Below are 23,342 nucleotides of genomic sequence, written 5' to 3' on the forward strand. Positions count from 1 at the left end.
CAGGGCCAAAATCAGCCACGAAGAGACGATTTTGGGCTGAAAATTGGAAAATTGAGCCACAGGACGTCGATAAAGGACGGTTTGGGGCGTCATATCGGGAGCTGCGGACCACTTAATCGCAACTTCCCTAATTAACGGGAATTAATCGTCTGGATTTAAATTAAATATATCCATCGCTCTACAGAAAGGGGATGGAATATCCGATAAGTACTTTGTGCCTGCCCGACATGCACGACATTACGGGAGATGAGAATGAAAGACGCCATGGTCCGAAGACAAAAAATAAGAGTCAAGACGTTGATGCTATTGTCCATTTTCCTCACCGTGACGGTGGGCTTTACGGCAACGATCGGGTTTATGATGTGGCAATGGATGGCGCAGCAAGAGGTGCTGGCCAAAAACCATATCCGCCAGATAGCCGAGGTACACGCTTTACAGGTCAGCAAACAGCTGGATTCTGCCCTGACTGCCGCCCGGGATATGGGCAACAGCGCCCTCGCGCTGCGCGAAGCGGGCATTTCCGACCGCCAGAGCCTGAACCAGCTGCTCGTCCACTTCCTCTCGGCTCACCCGTCGTTTCTCTCCATGTCGATGGCCTTTGAGCCCAACGCGTTTGACGATAAAGATGCCGTCTTTGCCGGTCAGAGCGGTGAAGATCCTGCCGGGCGCTACGCCCGCTACGTCGACCGCGATGCCACCGGCAAACCGACATTGCACCTGCTGACGGACATCGAAACGCCCGGCAGCGGTGATTACTATCTGTTGCCGAAACAGCGGCATAAAGATGTGATCATCGAACCCTATATTTACCCCTACAACGGCGTGGACGTGATGCTCACCTCAATTGCCGCCCCCATCATGCGTGACGGTCAGTTTCTGGGCTCAGTCACCTCTGACTTCTCGCTCGCCACGCTGCAGTCCATGATTGGCGCCATTAAACCGTGGAACGGCACAGGCTACGCCCTGCTCCTGTCTGCGGGCAATAACGTGGTGTCCAGCCCGGACAAAGGTGCGGCAGGCAAGCCTTACGCGGGTCAAATTGCAGGACATGACGTCACCCGGGTAAACGATCCGCTGCTGAAAGAAGAGGTATTTATCACCTGGCAGGCGATCGCCGTCGGTAATAGCCAGACGCCGTGGAAACTCGCCATCATCACCCCGGTCAGCGAAGTGATGGCCGAAGCGCGCGCATTTTTACTGAAGGCCATCGTCATGATGGTGTTAAGCATCGTTGCGGTTAGCCTGGTGATGGCCCAGATTTTTACCCGCAAGGTTGATCGTCCGGTGGGGGGAGAACCTTCCGAGGCCGCCGGGATCGCCCTGGCCGTCGCCCGCGGGGATCTGAACAACACCATCCCGGTGCGATCCGGGGATACCCACAGCATTTTTTATGCCCTGCACACCATGCAGACGCAGCTCAAGCGCATCGTCGACAACATCAGCGAAGCCAGCCACTCCGTGCACGGCGGGACCAGCGAAATTTCGGCGGGCAACCTTGACCTCGCCTCGCGTACCGAGGAACAGGCGGCGGCGATTGTTGAAACCGCTGCCAGCATGGAAGAGATTTCGGTTACGGTGAAGAACAATGCCGACAACGCCCACAAGGCGACCACCCTGACCGATCGCGCCGCGAGCCTTGCCGGGCATGGCGAAACGCTGGTGAACGATGTGGTCGTGGTGATCGGCGAGATTGATGAGAGCGCGCGCAAGATCGGTGAGATTAACAGTATCGTCGATGGCATCGCCTTCCAGACCAATATCCTGGCGCTGAATGCTGCCGTTGAAGCGGCACGCGCGGGTGAACAGGGACGCGGTTTCGCGGTAGTCGCAGGTGAAGTACGCAACCTTGCGCAGCGAAGCGCCAACGCGGCCAAAGAGATCTCTCAGCTGATTGCCGAGTCCTCAGGCCGCGTCAGCAAAGGCGTCGAGCTGGTCAATGAAACCGGCGTAATGATGAAACAGGTGATTGAGGCGGTGTCGCACGTGCATCTGGTCATCAACGACATTGTCCAGGCGCTGGACGAGCAGAATCGGGGGATTAGCCAGGTCAGTACCGCCGTTAACCAGATGGACAGCACCACCCAGCAGAACGCCTCTCTGGTTCAGCAGATCTCTGCGGCGGCGCTCTCGCTGGACGAGCAGGCTAAATCGCTGGAGAAGACGCTGGCGTTCTTTCATTCTTAAATAAAAAGGCACCCGTCCAGCGGGTGCCTTTTCACGCGATTCGCGTTACAGACCTTTCAGCAGCTTGTCGACAAACTCAGGAACAACCGTGCTTGCCAGACCGTAGTGTTTCTCTTCAAACTCGCTGCCCACCTGGCTTGGCTCAAGATTGAGTTCAACGGTATGCGCGCCGTGCAGTCGCGCTTCGTGGACAAACCCCGCCGCCGGATAAACATGGCCGGATGTGCCGATGGCGATAAACACGTCGGCCATCGCCAGCGCGCTGTAGATCTCATCCATTCCCAGCGGCATTTCGCCGAACCAGACCACGTGCGGACGCAGGCGCGACGGGAACTGGCAGCAGTGGCACTTATCCTCCGGCAGCACGTCCTCTTTCCAGTCCAGCACCTGACCGCTCCAGGCGCAGCGAACCTTGAGCAGCTCGCCGTGCATATGGATGATGTTCTTGTTGCCGGCCCGCTCGTGAAGGTTGTCGATATTCTGCGTCACCAGCAGAAAACGATCGCCCAGCGCCTCTTCCAGCTTCGCCAGCGCCAGATGCGCGGCATTCGGCGCGACGTCAGGCTGCTGAAGCTGACGACGGCGGGCGTTGTAAAACGCCTGCACGAGATCCGGGTCGCGGGCAAAGCCTTCCGGCGTGGCGACATCCTCCACGCGGTGCTCTTCCCACAGCCCGTCCGCCGCGCGGAAGGTTCGAATTCCTGACTCGGCGGAGATCCCCGCCCCGGTCAGCACCACCACTCTGGGTTTATCCATCGCTTCTGGCATCATTCTGTCTCTGAAAAAGATCCGCTGGCGCAGACGCTCACGCAAGCGGCGTTTGTTTTTGCGAAAACGGCTGAGTCGACCCTGGCGACGCGACAGCATAGAAACCTCGTAAACTAATCGGTGAGATGAAGGAATGCGGCTCCGCGCATGCCTCCTGCGTCCCCGTGTCGCGCGCGTTCAATACGCGGCACGCGGGCAACCGGCAATAAGTGTCGGGGCAAACGCCCGGACAACCGTTCCGTAATCGCGGTAAAGTTTGAGAGCCCTCCCCCGATCACCAGCAGATCCGGGTCGACGATAGTGAGAATATTGCCCAGACACACCGCCAGCAGATCCAGATAGCGCTCGACGTGCTCACGCGCCTGCGCATCCCCTTGCTCCCACAGGGTAATGATTTGAGGGGCCTCAAGTTTCTGATGATAGAAGTGTTCGTAAAGCCATGCAAACCCGCGGCCTGACAGGTAGTTCTCAATACAGCCGTGCTGCCCGCAGCCGCAGCGGGTCAGCGGGAAATCACGGCCGACGACCTCCAGCGCATCCACCGGCAGGCGGATATGACCAAACTCGCCGGTGATGTAGCTGCGGCCGGTGATGGGCTTACCGTTGATGACGATTCCTCCGCCGACGCCGGTACCGAGGATCAGCCCCATCACCAGCGGATATTGACGGAACTCATCATCCCAAGCTTCGGAGAGCGCAAAGCAGTTGGCGTCGTTATCTAAACGCACGTCGCGTTCAAGGAGCGCGGAGAGATCGGCGCGCAGCGGTTTACCGCTGGCGGCAGGCACGTTGGCCGCGTAAAGCGTACCGTCGTCGGTTTCCGGCATGCCCGGAATACCAATGCCGACGCTGCCTTTCACGCCAACGCGTTCATCGGCCTGCGCCACCAGCGCGGCAATGGCGGTTAAAAATTCGTCGTAGCTGTCGCGCGGCGTGGGAACGCGGGTTTCCCACTGCAGTTTGAGGTCTTTATCAAACACGCCGAGCGCAATCTTGGTGCCGCCAATATCAAATCCATAATACATAACGCATTCCTCTTTCGATCTGGCGACCCGAAAGCCGCTAGATCGTGACGTAATTACTGGCCACTTAATACCCTCGCCGGATCAATTCGGCTTGCGCGACGCGCCGGATACCAGCTTGCCAGCAGACTCAGTAAAAGTGCTGTAAGCAGCACATAAAAAACATCCAGCCAGTGCAGTTCAGACGGCAGGAAGTCAATAAAATAGATATCACCCGACAGGAACTGGTGACCAATAAGCTTTTCAATCCCGTTGATAATTGGCGTCAGCTGCAGGGAAACCACCACGCCAATCACCACGCCGCACAGGCTGCCGAACAGACCCGCCAGCAAACCGTACCAGACGAAGATGGCGCGAATAAGACCGTCTTTTGCTCCGAGGGTACGCAGCACGGCGATGTCGCCGCTCTTGTCCTTGACCGCCATGACCAGCGTCGAGACGATATTAAAGCACGCGACGCCAATCACCAGCACCATCGCCAGATACATAATGGCGCGGATCATCTGGATATCACGGTACATATACCCGTAAGTGCCGATCCAGCTTTTGATGTAGACATAGTTATTGGTCACGCTGCCCGCGTCGCGCACCAGTTTGTTGGCGTTAAAGACGTCGTTCACCTTAATCGCTATGCCCGTCACGCTGTCGCCCATGTCGAGATACTGGCGTGCATCCTCCATCGGCACCATCGCAAAGCTGTGGTCAAGCTGACCGCTCAGCTGAAGAATACCGGTAACGTGCAGGCGCACGCGCTTTGGCTGCTGCAGTTTGTGATCGGCGCTGGCATTCGGGATCATGATTGACACCCAGTCGCCCTGCTTCACCTTCAGGGCATCAGCAACGCCTTTACCCATGATGATCTGCTGCTCGCCCGCCTTGAAGTTGGCCCACGCGCCGTTCTGCACGTAGTTCGGCAGCGCGCTGAGGCGCGCTTCCTGCGTCGGATTCACCCCTTTCACCTGGATGGCGCGCAGGTTTACCCCGCTCTCCACCAGCCCGGTAAAGTTAATGTAGGGCGCAGCCGCGGCGATGCCCGGCACTTTTTCAACTTTGGTGAGCGCATCGCTCCAGTTCGTCCACGGCTGGTTAACCGGTTCGATCTCCCCGTGCGGCACCACCGCCAGAATGCGGTTATTCAGCTCGCGCTCGAAACCGTTCATGGCGCTTAAGCCCACGATCAGCACCGCCACACCCAGCGCAATACCGATGGTCGAGATAACGGAGATCAGCGACACCATGCCGCCGCGACGGCGGCCACGGCTAAAACGTAAACCGATGAGTAACGATAACGGTGACGCCATTACTCTGCTCCCATCAGGGTCAGTTCCGCGTTCAGATGGCCGTCGCGCATCTCAAGCTGGCGCCCCATGCGTTTTGCCAGCTGCAGATCGTGGGTCACCACCAAAAACGCGGTGCCCTGCGAGGCGTTCAGCTCGCCCAGAAGCTGGAAAATACTGTCCGCGTTGCGCGCGTCCAGGTTACCGGTAGGCTCATCCGCCAGCACCAGACGCGGATTGTTGACCAGCGCACGGGCAATCGCCACGCGCTGACGCTCGCCGCCGGACAGCTCCGACGGACGGTGGTTTCCGCGATGGCCCAGCCCTACCGCTTTCAGCATGTCGCTGGCGCGGGCGTTAATCTCAGCCGGTTTCTTTTTGCCAATCAGCAGCGGCATCGCCACGTTTTCCAGCGCCGTGAAGTCCGGCAGCAGGTGGTGGAACTGGTAGATAAAGCCCAGCTCGCGGTTACGCAGCTCGGCCTTCGCCGCTGAGGACATTTTGCTCATCGGCTGGCCGGAGAAAATCACGTCGCCGTTGGTTGGGGTATCCAGCCCGCCCAGCAGATGTAATAAGGTACTTTTACCGGAGCCGGAGCTGCCGACAATCGCCATCATCTCGCCTTCGCCCACGCTAAAGCTCACATTGTGCAGCACGTCGGTTTGCACAGTGCCTTCCTGATAGCGTTTGGACAGGTTGTCGCATTGCAACAGGATCTTATTCATAACGTAAAGCCTCAGCGGGTTGAGTGGCGGCAGCGCGCCAGGAAGGATAAAGCGTAGAAAGCAGCGCAATGGCCATCGCGGCCAGCGCGATACCGACCACCTGCAGCGGCTCGATGGCCACCGGCAGCGCCGCGCCGTCAAGCAGCGCGCCGATGATCGGCATTAAATTGTTGAGCTGGCTGGCAAGCAGCGCACCCAGCACCGCCCCGAGCAGCGCGCCGATGATACCGGCGCTGGCCCCCTGCACCATAAACACGGCCATGATCTGCCGCGGCGTCAGCCCCTGGGTTTGCAGGATAGCGACCTCGCCTTGCTTCTCCATCACCATCAGCCCCAGCGAGGTGATGATGTTAAATGCCGCCACGGCGACGATCAGACTCAGCAGCAGCCCCATCATGTTTTTCTCCATCCGCACGGCCTGGAACAGCTCGCCTTTACGCTCGCGCCAGTCCTGCCATTTGGTGCCGTCCGGCAGTTTTTGCTGGCTGAGGGTATCGACCTTCAGCGGCGCGTCGAGCCACAGGCGCCAGCCGGTGATATTGCCGGCCGGGTAGCGCATCAGGCGTGACGCGTCCTGAATGTTAACCAGCATCTGGTAGCCATCGACTTCGCTGTTGGCGGCAAAGGTCCCAACCACGGTAAACAGGCGCTGGCTTGGCAGGCGCCCCATCGGCGTAAACTGGCTGGCTGAAGGCACCATCACGCGGAGCTGGTCGCCGCGGTTAACGCCAAGCTGGCCGGCAAGCTGCTCACCCAGAATCACATTGTATTTTCCGGCTTCCAGATCGGTCTGCTTCACGTTAACGAGATACGGCGTGAGCGGATCTTTTTGTGCCGGGTCAATACCCAGCATCACGCCGACCGCCACGCTGCGGGCGCTTTGCAGCACCACGTCGCCGGTGGTCAGTGGCGCAACGCGCGTGACGCCCTGTAACTTCGCCGCGCTTTCCGGCAGCTGCTGTGGGTTAACCGAACCGTTAGTCGATGAGAGTACGGCCTGCGGCATCAGCCCCAGGATGTTGTTTTGCAGCTCGCGCTCGAAGCCATTCATGACGGAAAGCACCGTCACCAGTGCCATCACGCCAAGCGTAATGCCAATAGTCGAAAGCCAGGAGACAAAGCGACCGAAGCGGTCCGCGGCGCGCCCACGCATGTAGCGTAAGCCTATGAAGAGTGCGACAGGTTGATACATGAAGTCCGTCTGTTTGCTGATAGCAGACCCACGAGTATATAAGCGAATCCGTTAAGCGTAAATGACTGAAACCGTAAGCTTTGGTAAGCATTTTTCCAAAAAATTCAGATAAATCAGGATACTAATATCTGAAACCGCACCTCGTAACCTCCACCTTTTCCGAAAAACCTCCTGATACAGACTGTTACCCATTACAGCCCGGTTTCGTTTAACAACAATTGCTCGTTCGTCTATGGCAATAAGGTAGTTGCGAACAATGAAGCAAAAAGCATTATGGATTAACCAGATAAAAGGGCTGTGTATCTGCCTGGTGGTTATCTACCATTCAGTTATCACGTTTTATCCGCACCTGATCGGGCTGCAACACCCGCTCTCTGGCCTTCTCGCCAAATGCTGGATCTATTTTAATCTCTATCTCGCCCCCTTCCGTATGCCGGTCTTTTTCTTTATCTCCGGCTATCTGATCCGTCGTTATATTGACGAGGTGGACTGGCGAACCAGCCTCGACAAGCGAATCTGGAGCATTGTCTGGGTTCTGGCGCTGTGGGGGATTCTGCAATGGCAGGCGCTGACCCACCTGAACGCCTGGCTGGCGCCCGATCGCGAGGTTACCACCTCGTCGAACGCGGCCTACGCCGATTCGCTCCTGGGATTTGTGCAAGGGATGCTCACCGCCAGCACCAGCCTGTGGTATCTGTATGCCCTGGTGGTCTACTTCACGTTGTGTAAACTGCTGAGCCGCTGGAAGCTGCCGATGCTGGGACTGCTGGCGCTGGCAAGCATCGCGATCAACTTCCTGCCGCTGCCGTGGTGGGGAATGAACAGCGTGGTCCGCAACATGATCTACTACAGCCTCGGGGCGTGGTATGGCGCTGAGCTGATGGCATGGATGAAAAATCTAAACCTGCGCCGCACCTGGCTGGCAACGGGCGCTTTCGCCGCCGTCTCCGTGGTGCTGTTGTTTGCTAACGTTCCGCTGCTGCTCTCCTTGCTGTCGATTGTGCTGATCATGAAGCTGTTCTACAGCGTTGAGCAGCGCTATGCCGTTCACCCTGACAACCTGCTGAACGTGATTGGCTCCAATACCATTGCGATTTATACCACCCACCGCATCCTCATTGAGGCCTTTAGCCTGTTCCTGATTGGCGAGATGAATGCCGCGTACTGGCCGCTCTGGGCTGAACTCACCTTAATTCTGGTCTACCCGTTTGCCAGCCTGCTTATCTGTACCCTGGCCGGGCTGGGGGTGCGTAAACTCTCCACCGCGCTGTTCGGGGACATTTTCTTTTCTCCGCCTTCGACGCTTACGCTCTCGCCGACCACCCGTTAATGCCCTCTCCGCCCCCTTTCGGGGGCGTATAACCCCGCCGTGCGGTTACGATTTGCTTATGTAAAACGATCGAGGATAATAAAGACATTGCGTATCAGTGATATGCCCCAATACTGTTGGTATATCCATAAGAGACTCTGACATAGCCATGCCTGAACACTATCGTTATTCCTTGCCTGTCAAAGCGGGCGACCAGCGCCAGCTGGGTGAACTCACGGGCGCAGCGTGCGCCACGCTGGTGGCGGAAATTGCTGAGCGTCATCCTGGCCCGGTGATCCTGGTTGCCCCGGATATGCAAAACGCCCTGCGCCTGCACGATGAAATTCGCCAGTTCACCGATAATCTGGTGTTCAGCCTGGCCGACTGGGAAACGCTGCCCTATGACAGCTTCTCTCCGCACCAGGAGATCATCTCCTCGCGCCTGTCGACGCTGTATCAACTCCCGACCATGCAGCGCGGCGTGCTGATTGTGCCGGTAAACACCCTGATGCAGCGCGTCTGTCCGCACAGCTATCTGCACGGTCACGCGCTGGTAATGAAAAAAGGCCAGCGCCTGTCCCGTGATGCCCTGCGGGCGCAGCTTGACGGCGCCGGGTATCGCCACGTCGATCAGGTGATGGAGCACGGGGAATATGCGACCCGCGGCGCGCTGCTCGACCTTTACCCGATGGGCAGCGACCAGCCGTATCGTCTGGACTTTTTCGATGATGAAATCGACAGCCTGCGCGTCTTCGACGCCGATACGCAGCGCACGCTAGAGGAGGTCGAGTTCATCAATTTACTGCCCGCGCATGAGTTCCCGACGGACAAAACCGCTATCGAACTGTTCCGCAGCCAGTGGCGCGATAAGTTCGAGGTGAAGCGCGACGCGGAACATATTTATCAGCAGGTCAGCAAAGGCACGCTGCCTGCCGGGATCGAATACTGGCAGCCGCTGTTCTTCAGCGAGCCGTTGCCTGCCCTGTTCAGCTACTTCCCGGCGAATACGCTGATTGTTAACACCGGGGATATCGACGCCAGCGCCAGCCGCTTTGAAAGCGAAACCCGCGCTCGCTTCGAAAACCGGGGCGTTGACCCGATGCGTCCGCTGCTGCCGCCGGAAGCGCTGTGGCTGCGTACCGACGAGCTCAACGCCGAGCTGAAGCGCTGGCCGCGCATGCAGCTGAAAACCGATTCGCTTGCCGATAAGGCCGCTAACACCAACCTCGCCTTCCGGACGCTGCCGGACCTGGCCGTCCAGGCGCAGCAGAAATCCCCGCTGGATAATCTGCGCAAGTTCCTGGAGTCCTTTACCGGCCCGGTGGTGTTCTCCGTTGAGAGTGAAGGCCGTCGCGAAGCGTTAGGTGAGCTGCTGGGACGCATTAAGGTGGCGCCGAAGCGCATCCTGCGCCTGAGCGAGGCGACCGGAAACGGCCGTTACCTGATGATTGGCGCCGCCGAGCATGGGTTCATCGACACGCTCAACAACCTGGCGCTGATTTGCGAAAGCGACCTGCTGGGCGAGCGCGTCGCGCGCCGTCGTCAGGACAGCCGTCGAACCATCAACCCGGACACGCTGATCCGCAACCTGGCCGAGCTGCATCCGGGCCAGCCGATTGTGCACCTGGAGCATGGCGTTGGGCGCTATCAGGGCATGACCACGCTCGAGGCGGGCGGCATTAAAGGTGAATACCTGATGCTGACCTACGCGAACGACGCCAAACTGTATGTCCCGGTGTCGTCCCTGCATCTGATCAGCCGCTACGCGGGCGGTGCCGAAGAGAACGCGCCGCTGCACAAGCTGGGCGGCGACGCCTGGGCGCGCGCGCGCCAGAAGGCCGCGGAAAAAGTGCGTGACGTGGCCGCCGAGCTGCTGGATATCTACGCCCAGCGCGCGGCCAAAGAGGGCTTCGCTTTTAAGCATGATAAGGAACAGTATCAGCTGTTCTGCGACAGCTTCCCGTTTGAGACCACGCCGGATCAGGCTCAGGCTATTAACGCCGTGCTGAGCGACATGTGCCAGCCGCTGGCGATGGACCGTTTAGTGTGCGGCGACGTCGGCTTCGGTAAAACCGAAGTGGCGATGCGCGCCGCCTTCCTTGCGGTGGAAAACAACAAGCAGGTGGCGGTGCTGGTGCCAACCACCCTGCTCGCTCAGCAGCATTTCGACAACTTCCGCGACCGCTTCGCCAACTGGCCGGTACGCATCGAGATGCTGTCACGTTTTCGCAGCACCAAAGAGCAGACGCAGATCCTGGAGCAGGCAAGCGAAGGCAAAATTGACATTCTGATCGGTACACACAAGCTGCTGCAAAGCGACGTGAAGTGGAAAGATTTGGGGCTGCTGATCGTCGACGAAGAGCACCGCTTCGGGGTTCGTCATAAGGAACGCATCAAAGCGATGCGCGCCGACGTCGATATCCTGACCCTGACCGCGACGCCGATCCCGCGAACCCTGAACATGGCAATGAGCGGCATGCGCGATCTGTCGATTATTGCCACGCCGCCGGCGCGCCGTCTGGCGGTAAAAACCTTCGTCCGCGAATACGATAATCTGGTGGTGCGTGAGGCCATTCTGCGTGAAGTGCTGCGCGGGGGTCAGGTCTATTACCTGTACAACGACGTGGAAAACATCCAGAAAGCGGCCGACAGGCTGGCGGAGCTGGTGCCGGAAGCGCGCATTGCTATCGGTCACGGGCAGATGCGCGAGCGCGAGCTGGAACGGGTGATGAACGACTTCCACCATCAGCGCTTTAACGTGCTGGTGTGTACCACCATCATCGAAACCGGGATCGACATTCCGACGGCGAACACCATCATCATTGAACGTGCGGATCACTTTGGCCTGGCGCAGCTTCACCAGCTGCGCGGCCGCGTCGGGCGTTCGCACCATCAGGCCTACGCCTGGCTGTTGACGCCGCACCCGAAAGCGATGACCACCGACGCGCAGAAGCGTCTGGAAGCCATCGCCTCGCTGGAAGACCTCGGCGCAGGCTTCGCGCTGGCCACGCACGATCTCGAGATCCGCGGTGCCGGTGAACTGCTGGGTGAGGACCAGAGCGGCTCGATGGAGACCATCGGCTTCTCGCTCTATATGGAGCTGCTAGAGAACGCGGTTGATGCCCTGAAGGCCGGGCGCGAGCCGTCGCTGGAAGATCTCACCAGCCAGCAGACCGAGGTCGAGTTGCGTATGCCTTCCCTGCTGCCGGATGATTTCATTCCGGACGTGAATACCCGACTGTCGTTCTACAAGCGCATCGCCAGCGCGAAGACGGAAAGCGAGCTGGAAGAGATTAAGGTTGAGCTGATCGACCGCTTTGGTCTGCTGCCCGATGCGGCGCGAAATCTGCTGGATATCGCGCGCCTGCGCCAGCAGGCGCAGAAGCTGGGCATTCGCAAGCTTGAAGGCAACGAAAAAGGCGGCGTGATTGAGTTCGCGGAGAAGAACCACGTCAACCCAATGTGGCTCATCGGTCTGCTGCAAAAACAGCCGCAGCATTTCCGTCTGGATGGCCCAACGCGTCTGAAATTTACCCAGGAGCTGACGGAGCGCAAAACCCGCATGGACTGGGTGCGTAACTTTATGCGCCAGCTGGAAGAGAACGCGATCGCCTGACCTCCCTTCCCCCGTTAGCCCAGCGCTAACGGGGGACAATTTACAAACTCTTTGCACTTCACCCGATCTTCCCGACACACCCATTCGCCATAATTATCGTTAACGCCTTATAAAACAATAACCTTATCATTTATATGGACTATGGTGATGATCTCTTCGCGTATGACTCGCTGGTTAACCCTGTTTGCGCTGGCAGCCACCGTTGCGGTTGCGCTTCCCGCTCGCGCAAATACCTGGCCCCTTCCTCCGCCCGGCAGCAAGGTGGTGGGGGAAAACCGCTTTCATGTGGTTGAAAATAATGGCGGTTCGCTGGAAGCCATTGCCAAAAAATATAACGTTGGTTTTCTGGCCCTGCTGCAGGCGAACCCTGGCGTCGACCCCTACGTCCCGCGCGCGGGCAGCGTATTGACTATCCCGTTACAGACTATCCTGCCGGACGCTCCGCGTGAGGGGATCGTCATAAATCTGGCGGAGCTGCGTCTGTACTATTACCCGCCGGGTAAAAATGAGGTGACCGTCTACCCGATTGGTATTGGTCAGCTGGGCGGCGACACCCTGACGCCGACGATGGTCACCACCGTCTCGGATAAACGCGCGAATCCAACCTGGACACCAACGGCCAATATTCGTGCACGGTATAAAGCTCAGGGCATCGATCTTCCAGCCGTGGTGCCAGCAGGCCCGGATAACCCGATGGGTCACCACGCGATCCGTCTGGCGGCCTACGGCGGCGTTTACCTGCTGCACGGAACGAATGCGGACTTTGGCATCGGCATGCGCGTCAGCTCGGGCTGCATTCGTCTGCGCGATGACGATATCAAAACGCTGTTTAACGTCGTTACGCCGGGTACCAAAGTCAATATCATCAATACGCCGATCAAGGTTTCTGAGGAGCCGGGCGGCGTGCGGCTGGTTGAAATTCATCAGCCGCTATCGAAAAACATTGGCGATGACCCGCAGACGCTGCCCATTAACCTGAATGCCGCGATGGTAAGCTTTAAAACGAATGCGAATACCAACAGCGAGGTGATGGAGCGCGCAATGGAGGCCCGCTCAGGTATGCCGACCGACGTCACCCGGCATCACGATGTCATCCAGCAATCGATGTAAATCATAAATAAAAAAACGCCCTGCTAAGCAGGGCGTTTTTTATTGCAGTGGCATAAATGAGGGTTTATGCCCGGCTTATTTGTAGATGACGGCGGTGCCGTGCAGGGTGTTAGGACCGGTCACAGAGGTGATGCGGTAAGATTTTGCACCCATCTCTTGCGCTTTTTGCGCCAGCTGATCTTCCAGTGAACCCAGGTTAGTCCCGGCAGAGGCAGAGATCGTGCCGACTTTATGCTGATCGGCTGGAGTGGACTGTACCTGTACAGCCGCAAAGCTTGCGAAAGAGAGTGAACTCAGGACAGCAGCAGCGATGAGGGTTTTTACGTTTTTCATGATGTTTACCTTTAGCAGATGAATTTGGAGGTCGTTAGCTATTTAGTTAACGATCGATAGGTAAATCATAAATGTGATCCATCTCACACGTCAACATAATTTTATAATGGTCGTTAACTTAATTTTAAAGTCGTTATTTTTCATACTCATATGATTAATTTATTTTTAAGCATTCAGCGCTGGTGGTGACTTGCGTTTATTTTTATAATGGTCATTCAACAAACCAACAGAGGACCAACGGCACATGACAACCGACGTCACGAGTTGTGTAAAGAAAAGCCGTGGCCGACCAAAAGTGTTTGACAGGGATGCAGCGCTTGATAAGGCCATGACTCTCTTCTGGCAACATGGGTATGAAGCAACCTCGCTTTCCGATCTGGTAGAAGCCACCGGCGCCAAAGCGCCGACGCTCTATGCCGAATTTACCAATAAAGAGGGGCTGTTCAGAGCGGTGCTGGACAGATACATTTCGCGCTTTGCGGCGAAACACGAAGCCCAGCTGTTTTGTGAAGAGAAAAGCGTCGAACAGGCGCTTCGGGATTACTTCACCGCCGTCGCGACCTGCTTCACCAGTAAGGACACACCTGCGGGCTGCTTTATGATTAACACCTCTGCCACCCTGGCGGCGTCCTCGAAAGAGATTGCCAATACGGTGAAATCGCGTCATGCCATGCAGGAGGAGACGCTGAGCGCCTTTCTGGCTCAGCGGCAGCAGCGCGGTGAAATCCCTGCGCAGTGCAACCCTCAGCTGCTGGCGCAATACCTGAGCTGTATTTTGCAGGGGATGTCGATCAGCGCCCGTGAAGGGGCAACGCTGGAAAAACTGCAGAATATTAGCGACACCACGCTGCGGCTGTGGCCTGAGCTACTCAAAATCTGAAGCAAAAAAAAAGCTCCTCAGCCTGAGCGCATGAGGAGCTAAATTCAGAGAACATCTTTTTTACACTTTGTTATTCAGAACCAGCTGGCCATTTCCATCGAGCGGAATTTGCGTGCCCGGGTCTTTATCCATGCGGATTTTGCCCTGCTGATCGCCAATTTTGTACGTCACGTCATAACCCAGCATTTTTTCCGACTTGTCATAGACGGTTTTGCAGCGTTGCTGAGTCGTGGTGTAGGTATCGTTATCCTGCATCGCGCCCTGCACCTGGTTACCGGCATAGCCGCCACCCAGCGCGCCGACCACGGTCGCCACATCTTTACCCCGGCCGCCGCCAAACTGGTGACCAATCACGCCACCCGCTACCGCACCCAGAACAGAACCGGCGATACGGTTTTCATCCTGCACCGGACGGCGATGCGTCACGGAGACGTTACGGCACTCCTGACGAGGCGTTTTTACCGTTTCTTTAATCGGTGTAGCAGAAACCACCTGCGCATACTGCGGGCCGCGGTCTAATACGTTGAGACTGGCAACGGCAGCCACACCTAACGCAGCCGCGACGCCAATCCCTATACCCGCCAACATTGATTTATTCACGGGACTTCCTCCTTTGTTGCTATTGGTAACAATTTTGCAATGGAGGCACGGCTTCGCCAATCAGATAAAGGATCAAAAAAGGGGCATAGCGAGGAGATATATTCTATTTAGGAGAACTCTTAAGCAGTCAAACTGTGATCTACAGCATGAAATGCTAAAAACTCCCTCCGGAGAGCCCGGAGGGAGTGAAAGATTAGTGCAGCTTCAGACGCGGACGGATCACGCGGTTGATTCTGCCCACCAGCATCATCAGCCCGGTTTTGAAGTAGCCGTGCAGTGCAATCTGGTGCATACGGTACAGGGAGATGTACACGAAGCGGGCAATGCGCCCTTCTACCATCATCGAGCCGCGCATCAGGTTGCCCATCAGGCTGCCGACGGTTGAGAAGTTTGACAGAGACACCAGAGAACCGTGGTCTTTGTAAACATAGGCCTTCATTGGCTTGCCTTTGTACTGCGCCAGAATGTTGTGCAGGACCAGGCTTGCCATCTGGTGTGCAGCCTGGGCGCGCGGCGGCACGAATCCACCTTCAGGACGGGCGCAGGAGGCACAGTCACCGATAGCAAAGATTTCAGGGTCACGCGTGGTTTGCAGCGTTGGCTCCGTGACCAGCTGATTAATGCGGTTGGTTTCCAGGCCGCCGATATCTTTCATAAAGTCAGGCGCTTTGATACCTGCCGCCCAGACCATCAGATCCGCTTTGATATACTCGCCGTCTTTGGTGTGCAGGCCGCCTTCGTCGGCGCTGGTCACCATGGTCTGCGTCAGCACCCGCACGCCCAGCTTGGTGAGTTCATTGTGCGCCGCACCGGAAATACGCGGAGGCAGCGCAGGCAGAATGCGTTCACCGGCTTCGACCAGCGTGACGTTCAGCGCTTCGTTCGTTAACCCTTTGTAACCGTAGCTGTGCAGCTGCTTCACAGCATTGTGCAGCTCAGCGGACAGCTCAACGCCCGTCGCACCGCCGCCGACAATGGCGATATTGACCTTACCGTTCGCACCCATATTGCTGGTGTACTTCAGGAACAGGTTCAGCATTTCCTGATGGAAACGACGCGCCTGGTGCGGGTTATCGAGGAAGATACAGTGCTCTTTCACGCCCGGCGTGTTGAAGTCGTTGGAGGTACTGCCCAGCGCCATGACCAGGGTGTCGTACGGCAGCTTGCGCTCAGGAACCAACAGCTCCCCTTTTTCATCACGCAGTTCTGCCAGAGTGATGGTTTTGCTTTCACGGTTGATGTCCACCACCGAGCCCAGCTGGAACTGGAAATGATGGTTGCGCGCGTGTGCCAGATAGCTGAGCGCGTCCACGCCCTCGTCCAGAGAGCCGGTCGCTACTTCGTGCAGCAGCGGTTTCCACAGGTGGCTGTGGTTACGATCCACCAGCGTGATTTTGGCTTTTTTACCGCGCCCCAGCTTCTTACCCAACTGTGTCGCCAGCTCCAGCCCGCCAGCACCACCGCCTACAATCACTATCTTTTTCAATGGCGTAGTCAACGTGACCCCCTCAAATTATTAACCAATTGTTAATTAAAAGTTATAAAAATAACCCTTAATTAACAACAGGTTACAGCACTGAAACCATTCAGGTGCATTGAGAATACCACGTCAGGCGCATTGGTCATACCAAAATTGATATGCATCAAGTTTTGATGGCTTAAAAGTAGACAATTCTGGACAAAAAGAAACCCGGTGCGCGTTCGCGACCGGGTTTCTGAAGTGGCAGGCTGTGGTTTAGCCCAGCGTTTTAAAGGCTTTGATGCGCTGCAGATGCGGGGAGATATTCTTAAACTTGTGGGTCTGTTCTTCGTCCCAGACAATTTCATAGTAATGATGCAGCAGTTCTGCAGCCCGGTGGCTGTTGAGAGCCTCATCGTTACGCGACAGGATCACCAGGCAGCGGTCACGGTTTTTCTCCCGAAAATTGCTGACGCACTTGGTCGCAATATCGACATACTCTTCCGGGCGGTCGATTTTGCCTTCCATGTTTTCGTTCGGGAAAAGGTTGGGATTGAATACCACCTGACGGATGTCGCACAGGAAGCCAATCCGCTCTGCCCAGTAGCCGCCCAGCCCCACGCCGCAAATCAACGGCCGATCGTCGACGTTGAGCTGCAACATCTTGTCCACCTCTTTGAGCAGGTGCTGCATATCATGCTTCGGATGGCGCGTGCTGTAGCTGATCAACCGGACATCCGGATCGATAAACTGCAGCTGCAGCACCTTCTCATGATTACCAGGACTGTTTGAGTCAAAACCGTGTAAATAGATGATCATCGTCTTCTCACCACGCTACGCCTTCCGGGAGGGTTTACAGGCTGGCTTTATGTGCCTGCCAGCGCTCATTCAGGTCTTCAAGCCGGGCGTTGACCGTCTTCCAGCGCGCCGAATCCATCAGCTCCTGACGGCTAAATGAACCTTTATGATACAATTGTGTAACACGCTCTGCATTGATCGGCGACAGGTTATCCAGCACGCTAACGGCACCTTTACGATTATTGCAGACCAGGATCATATCGCAACCTGCATCCAGCGACGCCTGACCGCGTTCAGCGTAGCTGCCCATAATCGCCGCCCCTTCCATCGATAGATCGTCAGAGAAAATCACGCCATTGAAGCCCAGCTCCTGACGCAGAACGGTTTTCAGCCAGTGCGGAGAGCCGCTGGCAGGACGTGGGTCAACGTCGCTGTAAATCACGTGCGCAGGCATGATGGCATCCAGCTTGTTGTCGGTGATAAGCGACCTGAACACCGACATATCTTTGGCGCGAATTTCCGCTTCCGGGCGCGGATCGCGCGGGGTCTCTTTATGCGAGTCCGCCGTTACCGCCCCGTGGCCAGGGAAGTGTTTCCCGGTGGTTTTCATCCCGGCATCGTGCATGCCGTCAATGAAGCGGGTCGCCATGGCCAGCGCAATGCGCGGATCGTCATGGTACGAGCGCTCGCCAATGGCGGCGCTGATATGCCCCACGTCCAGAACCGGGGCAAAACTGATGTCGATATCCATGGCAATCATTTCACTGGCCATCAGCCAGCCGGCCTCCTGCGCCAGTTTCCCGCCCTCTTCCGTGCCGAGCAGCGCGGCAAAAGACTGGGCCGCCGGCAGGCGGGTAAACCCTTCGCGAAAACGCTGCACGCGTCCGCCTTCCTGATCGACGGCGACCACCAGATGATTGCGCGACGCGGCGCGGATCTGGCGCACCAGCTCGCGCAGCTGCGCCGGATCGTGATAGTTGCGGGTAAACAGGATCAGGCCCCCCACCAGCGGATGCGCCAGAATTTCACGCTCCTCCGCATCCAGTTCAAACCCTTCTACATCCAACATGACTGGACCCACATCCACCTCTCTTATCCTTTCGTTTATAACTGACGCCAGGCATCGTCTGCCAGCGCAATAAAATGTTTGTCTCTTGACTGCTGATAGCGCATTTCAAACCAGCCAGCCATTAACATGACGACCCATGGCCGCCAGCGTTTGACCTGACGCCTCAGCGCGTCGGCGTCAATGTGCGCCACCTCGGCGTAGTCCCTGATAAGCCTCTGCCGCGCGTCGTCACTCTCCGTCCAGACTGCCGCCAGCTCCAGCGCCACATCGCCATCTCCGGCGTATTCCCAGTCGATGAGCCTGATGCCCTCTGCCGTATGCACAATATTTCCGGCATGAACATCCATGTGCAGCGGCGATAGCCGAATCGGCTGCGGCTCGCCTGCTTTACGCAACCGCTTGAGATGTGCCAGCCACACTGGAGTGCGTCTGTCAGGCGCGGCCTGCTGCCAGTAGCGTTCAAGCAGCGGGTATAACGTGATTCGCCATCCCAGACGTGGCTGTCGGTGCAGATGATACAGCATTGCCGCGAGCGTCGGCGTGTCCGGCAGCGCGCTTTTCACGTCACCGTCCAGATAGTCGACGGCCATCCAGCCCTCTCTGAAAAAACGGGGGGCAGGCACGAGATCTGACGGAAGGCGCCTCAGGGCGCGAAACTGACGACGGAAATGGGAGGCAGGCGCATAGGGGTCGTGATGTTGCCGCAAGACCAGGCGTCGTTCCCCCTGCGCTATAATGCAACTCGCGCCGCCAAGCCCGGAGTGGGCCTGCGGCGCGATAAGGCGGTACTGAGGAAAATAGCGCGTCAGAATCTCTTCACGCGTGCTGTCATTGTTGCGTAACCGCACCTTTACCTGACCAGATAATTTCGCCTGTCTGAACCAGCATCAGCTGCATCTGCAGGGCCGGCGTATTCACGTTACCGGTGGCGTTAGAGTACAGCACATACTGTGCGCCAACGTTACGGGCAATGCCGATCGCCTTGCTGCGTGTGCCGAGGCTATCCTGCGGCGACAGGCCCAGCTGCTGTTTGGCTACCGCGAGTTGCTGAGCCGAGACCAGCGTAAACTTACCGTTGTTTGCCAGCGCATTGCGCAGCGTTTCTGTCGCTTCACCCGCGTTCAGCGAACCGTTGGTACGGTTGTTCACGCTATCGACCAACAACACGCTGCCTGCCGTCACGCCCTGTGCCTGCAGCATTTTGCCGACCATGGGCTGCATTGCCCCATTCCAGTCGTAATGGCGCACGCGCGGCGTGGGCTGCGACGTCTGGTCCGGATGCTCAATCGGGCCAGGCTGTGACGGAATAGACGGCACAGACGGCACGGTTGGCTGCGGCTGCGTTGGCTGTGTCGGCTGTTCAGTGCCCGGTTTCGCCTCTTCCACAGGCGCTGGCTGTTCAGTTCGGGTCACACACCCCGCCAGGAACAGCGCGAAAGCTGTCACGAGCGCATAGCGGCTCAAGTTTTTAATCAAGGTTCACCCCTTAGAGATAAAGATAAAGTCTCACCTTATGCGCACCCAGATAGTTGGCGCTGCCATAGAGCGTTACCGACGATCTGGCCGGAATGGTGACGCTGCGCGGCGCCTCCAGCGGATGCATTTCAAGACCTCTTACGTCATACCAGAAAAAACGGTAGTGGATCGTCACGGGTTCATGTCTTTCATTAAAGAGCGTAGAGGAGGCAGAGGAATTGATTTCACTGATGGTCAGCACGGGTTGTTGCGCCGTGATGCCCGCGGCAAGCACGGAGGATTCCATCACCAGCGTCTGTTCATCGTTCACGGGGATCGCCGGGCGCGAGCTGCACCCCACAATCATCATCGTCAATACCAGCGCTGCAATACGCCCTTTACGCATATCAAAGACCTTTATGTGCCAGCATCGGCCCCAGAGGACGTCCACCCAGCAGATGCATGTGAATATGATAAACTTCCTGACCACCATGACGGTTGCAGTTCATGATCAGACGGTAACCGTCTTCTGCAATGCCTTCCTGTTCAGCGATTTTCGCGGCCACCGTCAGCATACGACCTAACGCCACTTCATGCTCGGTTTTTACGTCGTTTACGGTCGGAATCAGAATATTGGGAATGATAAGGACGTGCGTCGGGGCCTGAGGGGAAATATCCCGGAAAGCCGTTACCAGTTCATCCTGATAGACGATATCCGACGGGATTTCGCGACGGATAATTTTACTGAAAATCGTTTCTTCAGCCATGACCTTTTCCTTTTTTGTTTAATCTGGCGCGAGCAATTGCTGTTAACACACGCTCTGGTTGAGTGCGTGACACAATTCAAGAGTATGAGCGAGTTTCTCCTGTCCTTTCAACCTCCTCCCTCGATTTCTTTCCTGAATGTTCATCAGCTGAACGAAGAGTGACCGTTAAAGCGCGCTGCTGCATTTTTTTAAGACAGAAATAAAAAAGGCAGCCATTCGGCTGCCTTAGTCTCCCCAGGTCACAGCTTAGTTGTTGCGGATGTATTCATCCATTTCGGTTTTCAGGTTATCGGATTTCGTACCGAAAATTGCCTGTACACCAGAACCTGCAACAACCACGCCCGCTGCGCCCAGTTTTTTCAGACCCGGCTGGTCTACTTTCGCGACGTCGGCAACGCTCACACGCAGACGAGTGATACACGCGTCCAGGTTAGTGATGTTCTCTTTACCGCCGAACGCGGCAACCAGTGCCGGAGCCATTTCGCTGGTCGCGCCAGCTTTGCTGTCTTCTGTCGCATCTTCACGGCCTGGGGTTTTCAGGTCCAGTGCTTTAATCAGCACGCGGAAGATGGTGTAGTAAACAACGGCGTAGCACGCACCCACGATTGGGAACAGCCACAGTTTGCTGCTGTTACCGGACAGAACGATGAAGTCGATCAGACCGTGAGAGAAGGACGTACCGTCACGCATACCCAGCAGAATACAGATTGGGAACGCCAGACCCGCCAGAATCGCGTGGATAACGTACAGGATCGGCGCAACGAACATGAAGGAGAACTCGATCGGCTCGGTGATACCGGTCAGGAACGAGGTCAGCGCTGCGGAGATCATGATACCGCCCACTTTTGCACGGTTCTCTGGCTTAGCAGAGTGCCAGATAGCAATCGCCGCTGCTGGCAGACCGTACATTTTGAACAGGAAGCCACCAGACAGTTTACCTGCAGTTGGATCACCCGCCATGTAACGTGGGATATCGCCGTGGAATACCTGGCCTGCTGCGTTGGTGAATTCACCAATCTGCATCTGGAATGGAACGTTCCAGATGTGGTGCAGACCGAATGGCACCAGGCAACGCTCGATGAAGCCGTAGATACCAAACGCCACAACCGGGTTCTGGTAAGCAGCCCACTGAGAGAAGGTCTGGATAGCGGAGCCGATTGGTGGCCAGATGAAGGACAGGATCACGCCAGTGAAAATCGCTGCCAGACCAGAGATGATCGGAACGAAACGCTTGCCCGCGAAGAAGCCCAGGTACTCAGGCAGCTTGATGCGATAGAAGCGGTTGAACATGTACGCTGCAATCGCACCGGAAATGATACCGCCCAGAACACCGGTGTCCGCCAGGTGTTTCGCGGCGATCTCTTCTGCCGGTAAATGCAGAACCAGCGGCACAACCACAGCCATGGTTTTCACCATGATGCCGTAAGCAACCACTGCAGCCAGCGCAGATACGCCGTCGTTATTGGTGAAGCCCAGAGCCACACCGATCGCGAAGATCAGTGGCATGTTAGCAAAGACAGAACCGCCTGCTTCGGCCATCACATGGGACACTACGGCTGGCAGCCAGCTGAAGTTAGCAGAACCGACACCCAGCAGGATACCTGCGATAGGCAGTACGGATACTGGCAGCATCAGCGATTTACCGACCTTTTGCAGGTTAGCAAATGCATTCTTAAACATAATTGAGAGTGCTCCTGAGTATTTGTGCTTTTTTTACGCTTTCACGCATTGGCCCGGGGGGAGTACCGTGCCGTGGACAGGACATCTAAGCGCCCTTTATTTATTACACAGAGTAAAATAATTCCCTCTGAGTTTGTTTGACGGCTATCACGTTTCAGCTTAAGGCGGTCGAAAAACTTTCAGTTATTTACAAAAAGCATGTCCGGATGTGTCTAAAAACACCCTCACCGCCCCAAATGAGGCGGTGAACTTTACTCGTTTTATTTATTAATTACGAGCCTAAAAAAAACAGGTGTATCAGACAGATTGCAGGCGGGCGGGGTCAATATGGAACAGCGTTGAGAAGTTTTCCGTGGTCACGCGGGCCAGCTCTTCGATGCTGACGCCCTTCAGTACGGCCATGTACTCAGCCACGTCTCGCGTCATCGCCGGTTGGTTCTCTTTACCGCGATGCGGAACCGGGGCCAGATACGGAGAGTCTGTCTCCACCAGAATGCGATCGAGCGGAACATAACGCGCGGCATCCCGGAGCTGCTCAGCGTTACGGAACGTCACGATCCCGGAAAACGAAATATAAAACCCTAAATCAAGCAGTTTACCCGCCGTTTCTCTGTCTTCTGTGAAACAGTGTAGTACGCCACCGCAATCCGTCACGTTTTCTTCCCGAAGGATCGCCAGGGTATCGGCACGCGCATCGCGGGTATGCACAATGACCGGCTTGTTCAGTTCGCGGCCAATGCGGATATGATGGCGGAAGGACTCCTGCTGTCGCGGTTTCGTTTCCGGCGTGTAAAAATAGTCCAGGCCGGTCTCCCCCATCGCCACCACGCCCTCTTCTGCTGCCAGTCGGCGCAGTTCCTCAACGTCATACGCCTCGTCCTGATTCAGCGGATGCACGCCGCAGGAGAACACCACGTTGTCGCGAACGCCCACCAGCTCACGCATGGTGCGATAACCCGGCAGCGTCGTCGCCACCGCAAGGCAGAATTTCACATCGCGGGCAGCGGCTTTTTCCAGCACGTCATCCACGTTTTTATGCAGGGATTGATAATCCAGGCCATCAAGATGGCAGTGTGAGTCGACTAAAAACATAATGTC

The 23,342-nt window shown here is 56.8% G+C and carries 21 protein-coding genes; 5 read left to right on the forward strand and 16 right to left on the reverse strand.

The window, feature by feature from the left end:
* The first annotated feature begins 252 nt into the window (after positions 1–252).
* Positions 253–2,184, forward strand: a complete 1,932-nt coding sequence (locus tag ACOTXT_RS12465) for a methyl-accepting chemotaxis protein (protein WP_039266142.1) — start codon at positions 253–255, stop codon at positions 2,182–2,184.
* Between the two features lie 45 nt (positions 2,185–2,229).
* On the opposite strand, the gene cobB is transcribed toward ACOTXT_RS12465, so the two are convergent.
* The 5 genes from cobB to lolC are packed head-to-tail and all read right to left on the reverse strand — an operon-like array spanning position 2,230 to position 7,168.
* The gene (gene cobB, locus ACOTXT_RS12470; RefSeq protein WP_021240739.1) at positions 2,230–3,051 is read right to left on the reverse strand and encodes a Sir2 family NAD+-dependent deacetylase; all 822 of its coding nucleotides are present in this window, start codon (positions 3,049–3,051) and stop codon (positions 2,230–2,232) included.
* 14 nt (positions 3,052–3,065) lie between these two features.
* Entirely contained in the window at positions 3,066–3,977 is a 912-nt protein-coding gene (gene nagK / locus ACOTXT_RS12475; RefSeq protein WP_111986467.1) for an N-acetylglucosamine kinase, read from the reverse strand.
* A 53-nt stretch (positions 3,978–4,030) separates the two neighbouring features.
* Positions 4,031–5,275, reverse strand: a complete 1,245-nt coding sequence (lolE, locus tag ACOTXT_RS12480; protein WP_045372940.1) for a lipoprotein-releasing ABC transporter permease subunit LolE — start codon at positions 5,273–5,275, stop codon at positions 4,031–4,033.
* On the reverse strand, positions 5,275–5,976 hold the full coding sequence (gene lolD, locus ACOTXT_RS12485; RefSeq protein WP_008500772.1) for a lipoprotein-releasing ABC transporter ATP-binding protein LolD: 702 nt from the start codon (positions 5,974–5,976) through the stop codon (positions 5,275–5,277). Before lolD ends, lolE begins: the two co-directional genes overlap by 1 nt.
* A complete protein-coding gene (lolC, locus tag ACOTXT_RS12490) occupies positions 5,969–7,168 on the reverse strand; it encodes a lipoprotein-releasing ABC transporter permease subunit LolC (RefSeq protein WP_023616594.1) in 1,200 nt (399 codons plus the stop codon). Before lolC ends, lolD begins: the two co-directional genes overlap by 8 nt.
* A gap of 256 nt (positions 7,169–7,424) precedes the next feature.
* Between lolC and ACOTXT_RS12495 the strand changes: the two genes are divergently transcribed.
* The 3 genes from ACOTXT_RS12495 (at position 7,425) to ldtC (ending at position 13,203) form a co-directional block, all read left to right on the forward strand.
* The gene (locus ACOTXT_RS12495; protein WP_008500774.1) at positions 7,425–8,498 is read left to right on the forward strand and encodes an acyltransferase family protein; all 1,074 of its coding nucleotides are present in this window, start codon (positions 7,425–7,427) and stop codon (positions 8,496–8,498) included.
* Positions 8,499–8,646: 148 nt separating this feature from the next.
* Positions 8,647–12,093, forward strand: coding sequence for a transcription-repair coupling factor (gene mfd / locus ACOTXT_RS12500; protein WP_055321336.1), 3,447 nt, complete (start codon positions 8,647–8,649; stop codon positions 12,091–12,093).
* Positions 12,094–12,237: 144 nt separating this feature from the next.
* Positions 12,238–13,203 (forward strand): L,D-transpeptidase LdtC, encoded by a 966-nt coding sequence (ldtC, locus tag ACOTXT_RS12505; protein WP_025911795.1) that lies wholly within the window; start codon positions 12,238–12,240, stop codon positions 13,201–13,203.
* Positions 13,204–13,278: 75 nt separating this feature from the next.
* Here the strand turns inward: ldtC and bhsA are convergent, their stop codons facing one another.
* On the reverse strand, positions 13,279–13,536 hold the full coding sequence (gene bhsA, locus ACOTXT_RS12510) for a multiple stress resistance protein BhsA (RefSeq protein ID WP_023616599.1): 258 nt from the start codon (positions 13,534–13,536) through the stop codon (positions 13,279–13,281).
* A gap of 244 nt (positions 13,537–13,780) precedes the next feature.
* On the opposite strand from bhsA, the gene comR reads away from it, so the two are divergent.
* A complete protein-coding gene (gene comR, locus ACOTXT_RS12515; RefSeq protein ID WP_219983583.1) occupies positions 13,781–14,416 on the forward strand; it encodes a TetR family copper-responsive transcriptional repressor ComR in 636 nt (211 codons plus the stop codon).
* A 60-nt stretch (positions 14,417–14,476) separates the two neighbouring features.
* Here comR and ACOTXT_RS12520 read toward each other — a convergent pair whose 3' ends face one another.
* From ACOTXT_RS12520 to ACOTXT_RS12565, 10 genes are all read right to left on the reverse strand, one after another.
* On the reverse strand, positions 14,477–15,016 hold the full coding sequence (locus tag ACOTXT_RS12520; RefSeq protein ID WP_008500779.1) for a glycine zipper 2TM domain-containing protein: 540 nt from the start codon (positions 15,014–15,016) through the stop codon (positions 14,477–14,479).
* Positions 15,017–15,209: 193 nt separating this feature from the next.
* Positions 15,210–16,514, reverse strand: a complete 1,305-nt coding sequence (locus tag ACOTXT_RS12525; protein ID WP_008500780.1) for an NAD(P)/FAD-dependent oxidoreductase — start codon at positions 16,512–16,514, stop codon at positions 15,210–15,212.
* A gap of 237 nt (positions 16,515–16,751) precedes the next feature.
* Complete coding sequence (gene ycfP, locus ACOTXT_RS12530) at positions 16,752–17,294, reverse strand: alpha/beta hydrolase YcfP (protein ID WP_008500781.1); 543 nt, start codon at positions 17,292–17,294, stop codon at positions 16,752–16,754.
* Between the two features lie 34 nt (positions 17,295–17,328).
* Positions 17,329–18,354 carry a beta-N-acetylhexosaminidase gene (nagZ, locus tag ACOTXT_RS12535; protein WP_032655375.1) on the reverse strand — a complete coding sequence of 342 codons (1,026 nt, stop codon included), beginning with the start codon at positions 18,352–18,354 and terminating at the stop codon, positions 17,329–17,331.
* Positions 18,355–18,377: 23 nt separating this feature from the next.
* A complete protein-coding gene (thiK, locus tag ACOTXT_RS12540) occupies positions 18,378–19,190 on the reverse strand; it encodes a thiamine kinase (protein WP_039266137.1) in 813 nt (270 codons plus the stop codon).
* Positions 19,171–19,818, reverse strand: coding sequence for a penicillin-binding protein activator LpoB (gene lpoB / locus ACOTXT_RS12545; RefSeq protein WP_008500784.1), 648 nt, complete (start codon positions 19,816–19,818; stop codon positions 19,171–19,173). The genes thiK and lpoB overlap by 20 nt, the downstream gene beginning before the upstream one ends.
* A 10-nt stretch (positions 19,819–19,828) precedes the next feature.
* Positions 19,829–20,203, reverse strand: coding sequence for a YcfL family protein (locus ACOTXT_RS12550; protein ID WP_095428598.1), 375 nt, complete (start codon positions 20,201–20,203; stop codon positions 19,829–19,831).
* A 1-nt stretch (position 20,204) separates the two neighbouring features.
* A complete protein-coding gene (gene hinT / locus ACOTXT_RS12555; protein ID WP_008500786.1) occupies positions 20,205–20,564 on the reverse strand; it encodes a purine nucleoside phosphoramidase in 360 nt (119 codons plus the stop codon).
* Between the two features lie 246 nt (positions 20,565–20,810).
* Positions 20,811–22,244 carry a PTS glucose transporter subunit IIBC gene (gene ptsG / locus ACOTXT_RS12560; protein WP_333164382.1) on the reverse strand — a complete coding sequence of 478 codons (1,434 nt, stop codon included), beginning with the start codon at positions 22,242–22,244 and terminating at the stop codon, positions 20,811–20,813.
* A gap of 297 nt (positions 22,245–22,541) precedes the next feature.
* The gene (locus ACOTXT_RS12565; protein WP_008500789.1) at positions 22,542–23,336 is read right to left on the reverse strand and encodes a metal-dependent hydrolase; all 795 of its coding nucleotides are present in this window, start codon (positions 23,334–23,336) and stop codon (positions 22,542–22,544) included.
* Positions 23,337–23,342: the final 6 nt, after the last annotated feature.

The organism is Enterobacter cloacae complex sp. IR5422 (assembly GCF_049238165.1).
Classification (GTDB): Bacteria; Pseudomonadota; Gammaproteobacteria; order Enterobacterales; family Enterobacteriaceae; genus Enterobacter; species Enterobacter roggenkampii.

Excerpts from the sequence above, each read along its gene's own strand:
- ACOTXT_RS12465 (WP_039266142.1), top strand. The coding sequence starts at position 253 with ATGAAAGACGCCATGGTCCGAAGACAAAAAATAAGAGTCAAGACGTTG.
- cobB (WP_021240739.1), bottom strand. The coding sequence starts at position 3,051 with ATGCTGTCGCGTCGCCAGGGTCGACTCAGCCGTTTTCGCAAAAACAAA.
- nagK (WP_111986467.1), bottom strand. The coding sequence starts at position 3,977 with ATGTATTATGGATTTGATATTGGCGGCACCAAGATTGCGCTCGGCGTG.
- lolE (WP_045372940.1), bottom strand. The coding sequence starts at position 5,275 with ATGGCGTCACCGTTATCGTTACTCATCGGTTTACGTTTTAGCCGTGGC.
- lolD (WP_008500772.1), bottom strand. The coding sequence starts at position 5,976 with ATGAATAAGATCCTGTTGCAATGCGACAACCTGTCCAAACGCTATCAG.
- lolC (WP_023616594.1), bottom strand. The coding sequence starts at position 7,168 with ATGTATCAACCTGTCGCACTCTTCATAGGCTTACGCTACATGCGTGGG.
- ACOTXT_RS12495 (WP_008500774.1), top strand. The coding sequence starts at position 7,425 with ATGAAGCAAAAAGCATTATGGATTAACCAGATAAAAGGGCTGTGTATC.
- mfd (WP_055321336.1), top strand. The coding sequence starts at position 8,647 with ATGCCTGAACACTATCGTTATTCCTTGCCTGTCAAAGCGGGCGACCAG.
- bhsA (WP_023616599.1), bottom strand. The coding sequence starts at position 13,536 with ATGAAAAACGTAAAAACCCTCATCGCTGCTGCTGTCCTGAGTTCACTC.
- comR (WP_219983583.1), top strand. The coding sequence starts at position 13,781 with ATGACAACCGACGTCACGAGTTGTGTAAAGAAAAGCCGTGGCCGACCA.
- ycfP (WP_008500781.1), bottom strand. The coding sequence starts at position 17,294 with ATGATCATCTATTTACACGGTTTTGACTCAAACAGTCCTGGTAATCAT.
- ACOTXT_RS12550 (WP_095428598.1), bottom strand. The coding sequence starts at position 20,203 with ATGCGTAAAGGGCGTATTGCAGCGCTGGTATTGACGATGATGATTGTG.
- hinT (WP_008500786.1), bottom strand. The coding sequence starts at position 20,564 with ATGGCTGAAGAAACGATTTTCAGTAAAATTATCCGTCGCGAAATCCCG.
- ptsG (WP_333164382.1), bottom strand. The coding sequence starts at position 22,244 with ATGTTTAAGAATGCATTTGCTAACCTGCAAAAGGTCGGTAAATCGCTG.
- ACOTXT_RS12565 (WP_008500789.1), bottom strand. The coding sequence starts at position 23,336 with ATGTTTTTAGTCGACTCACACTGCCATCTTGATGGCCTGGATTATCAA.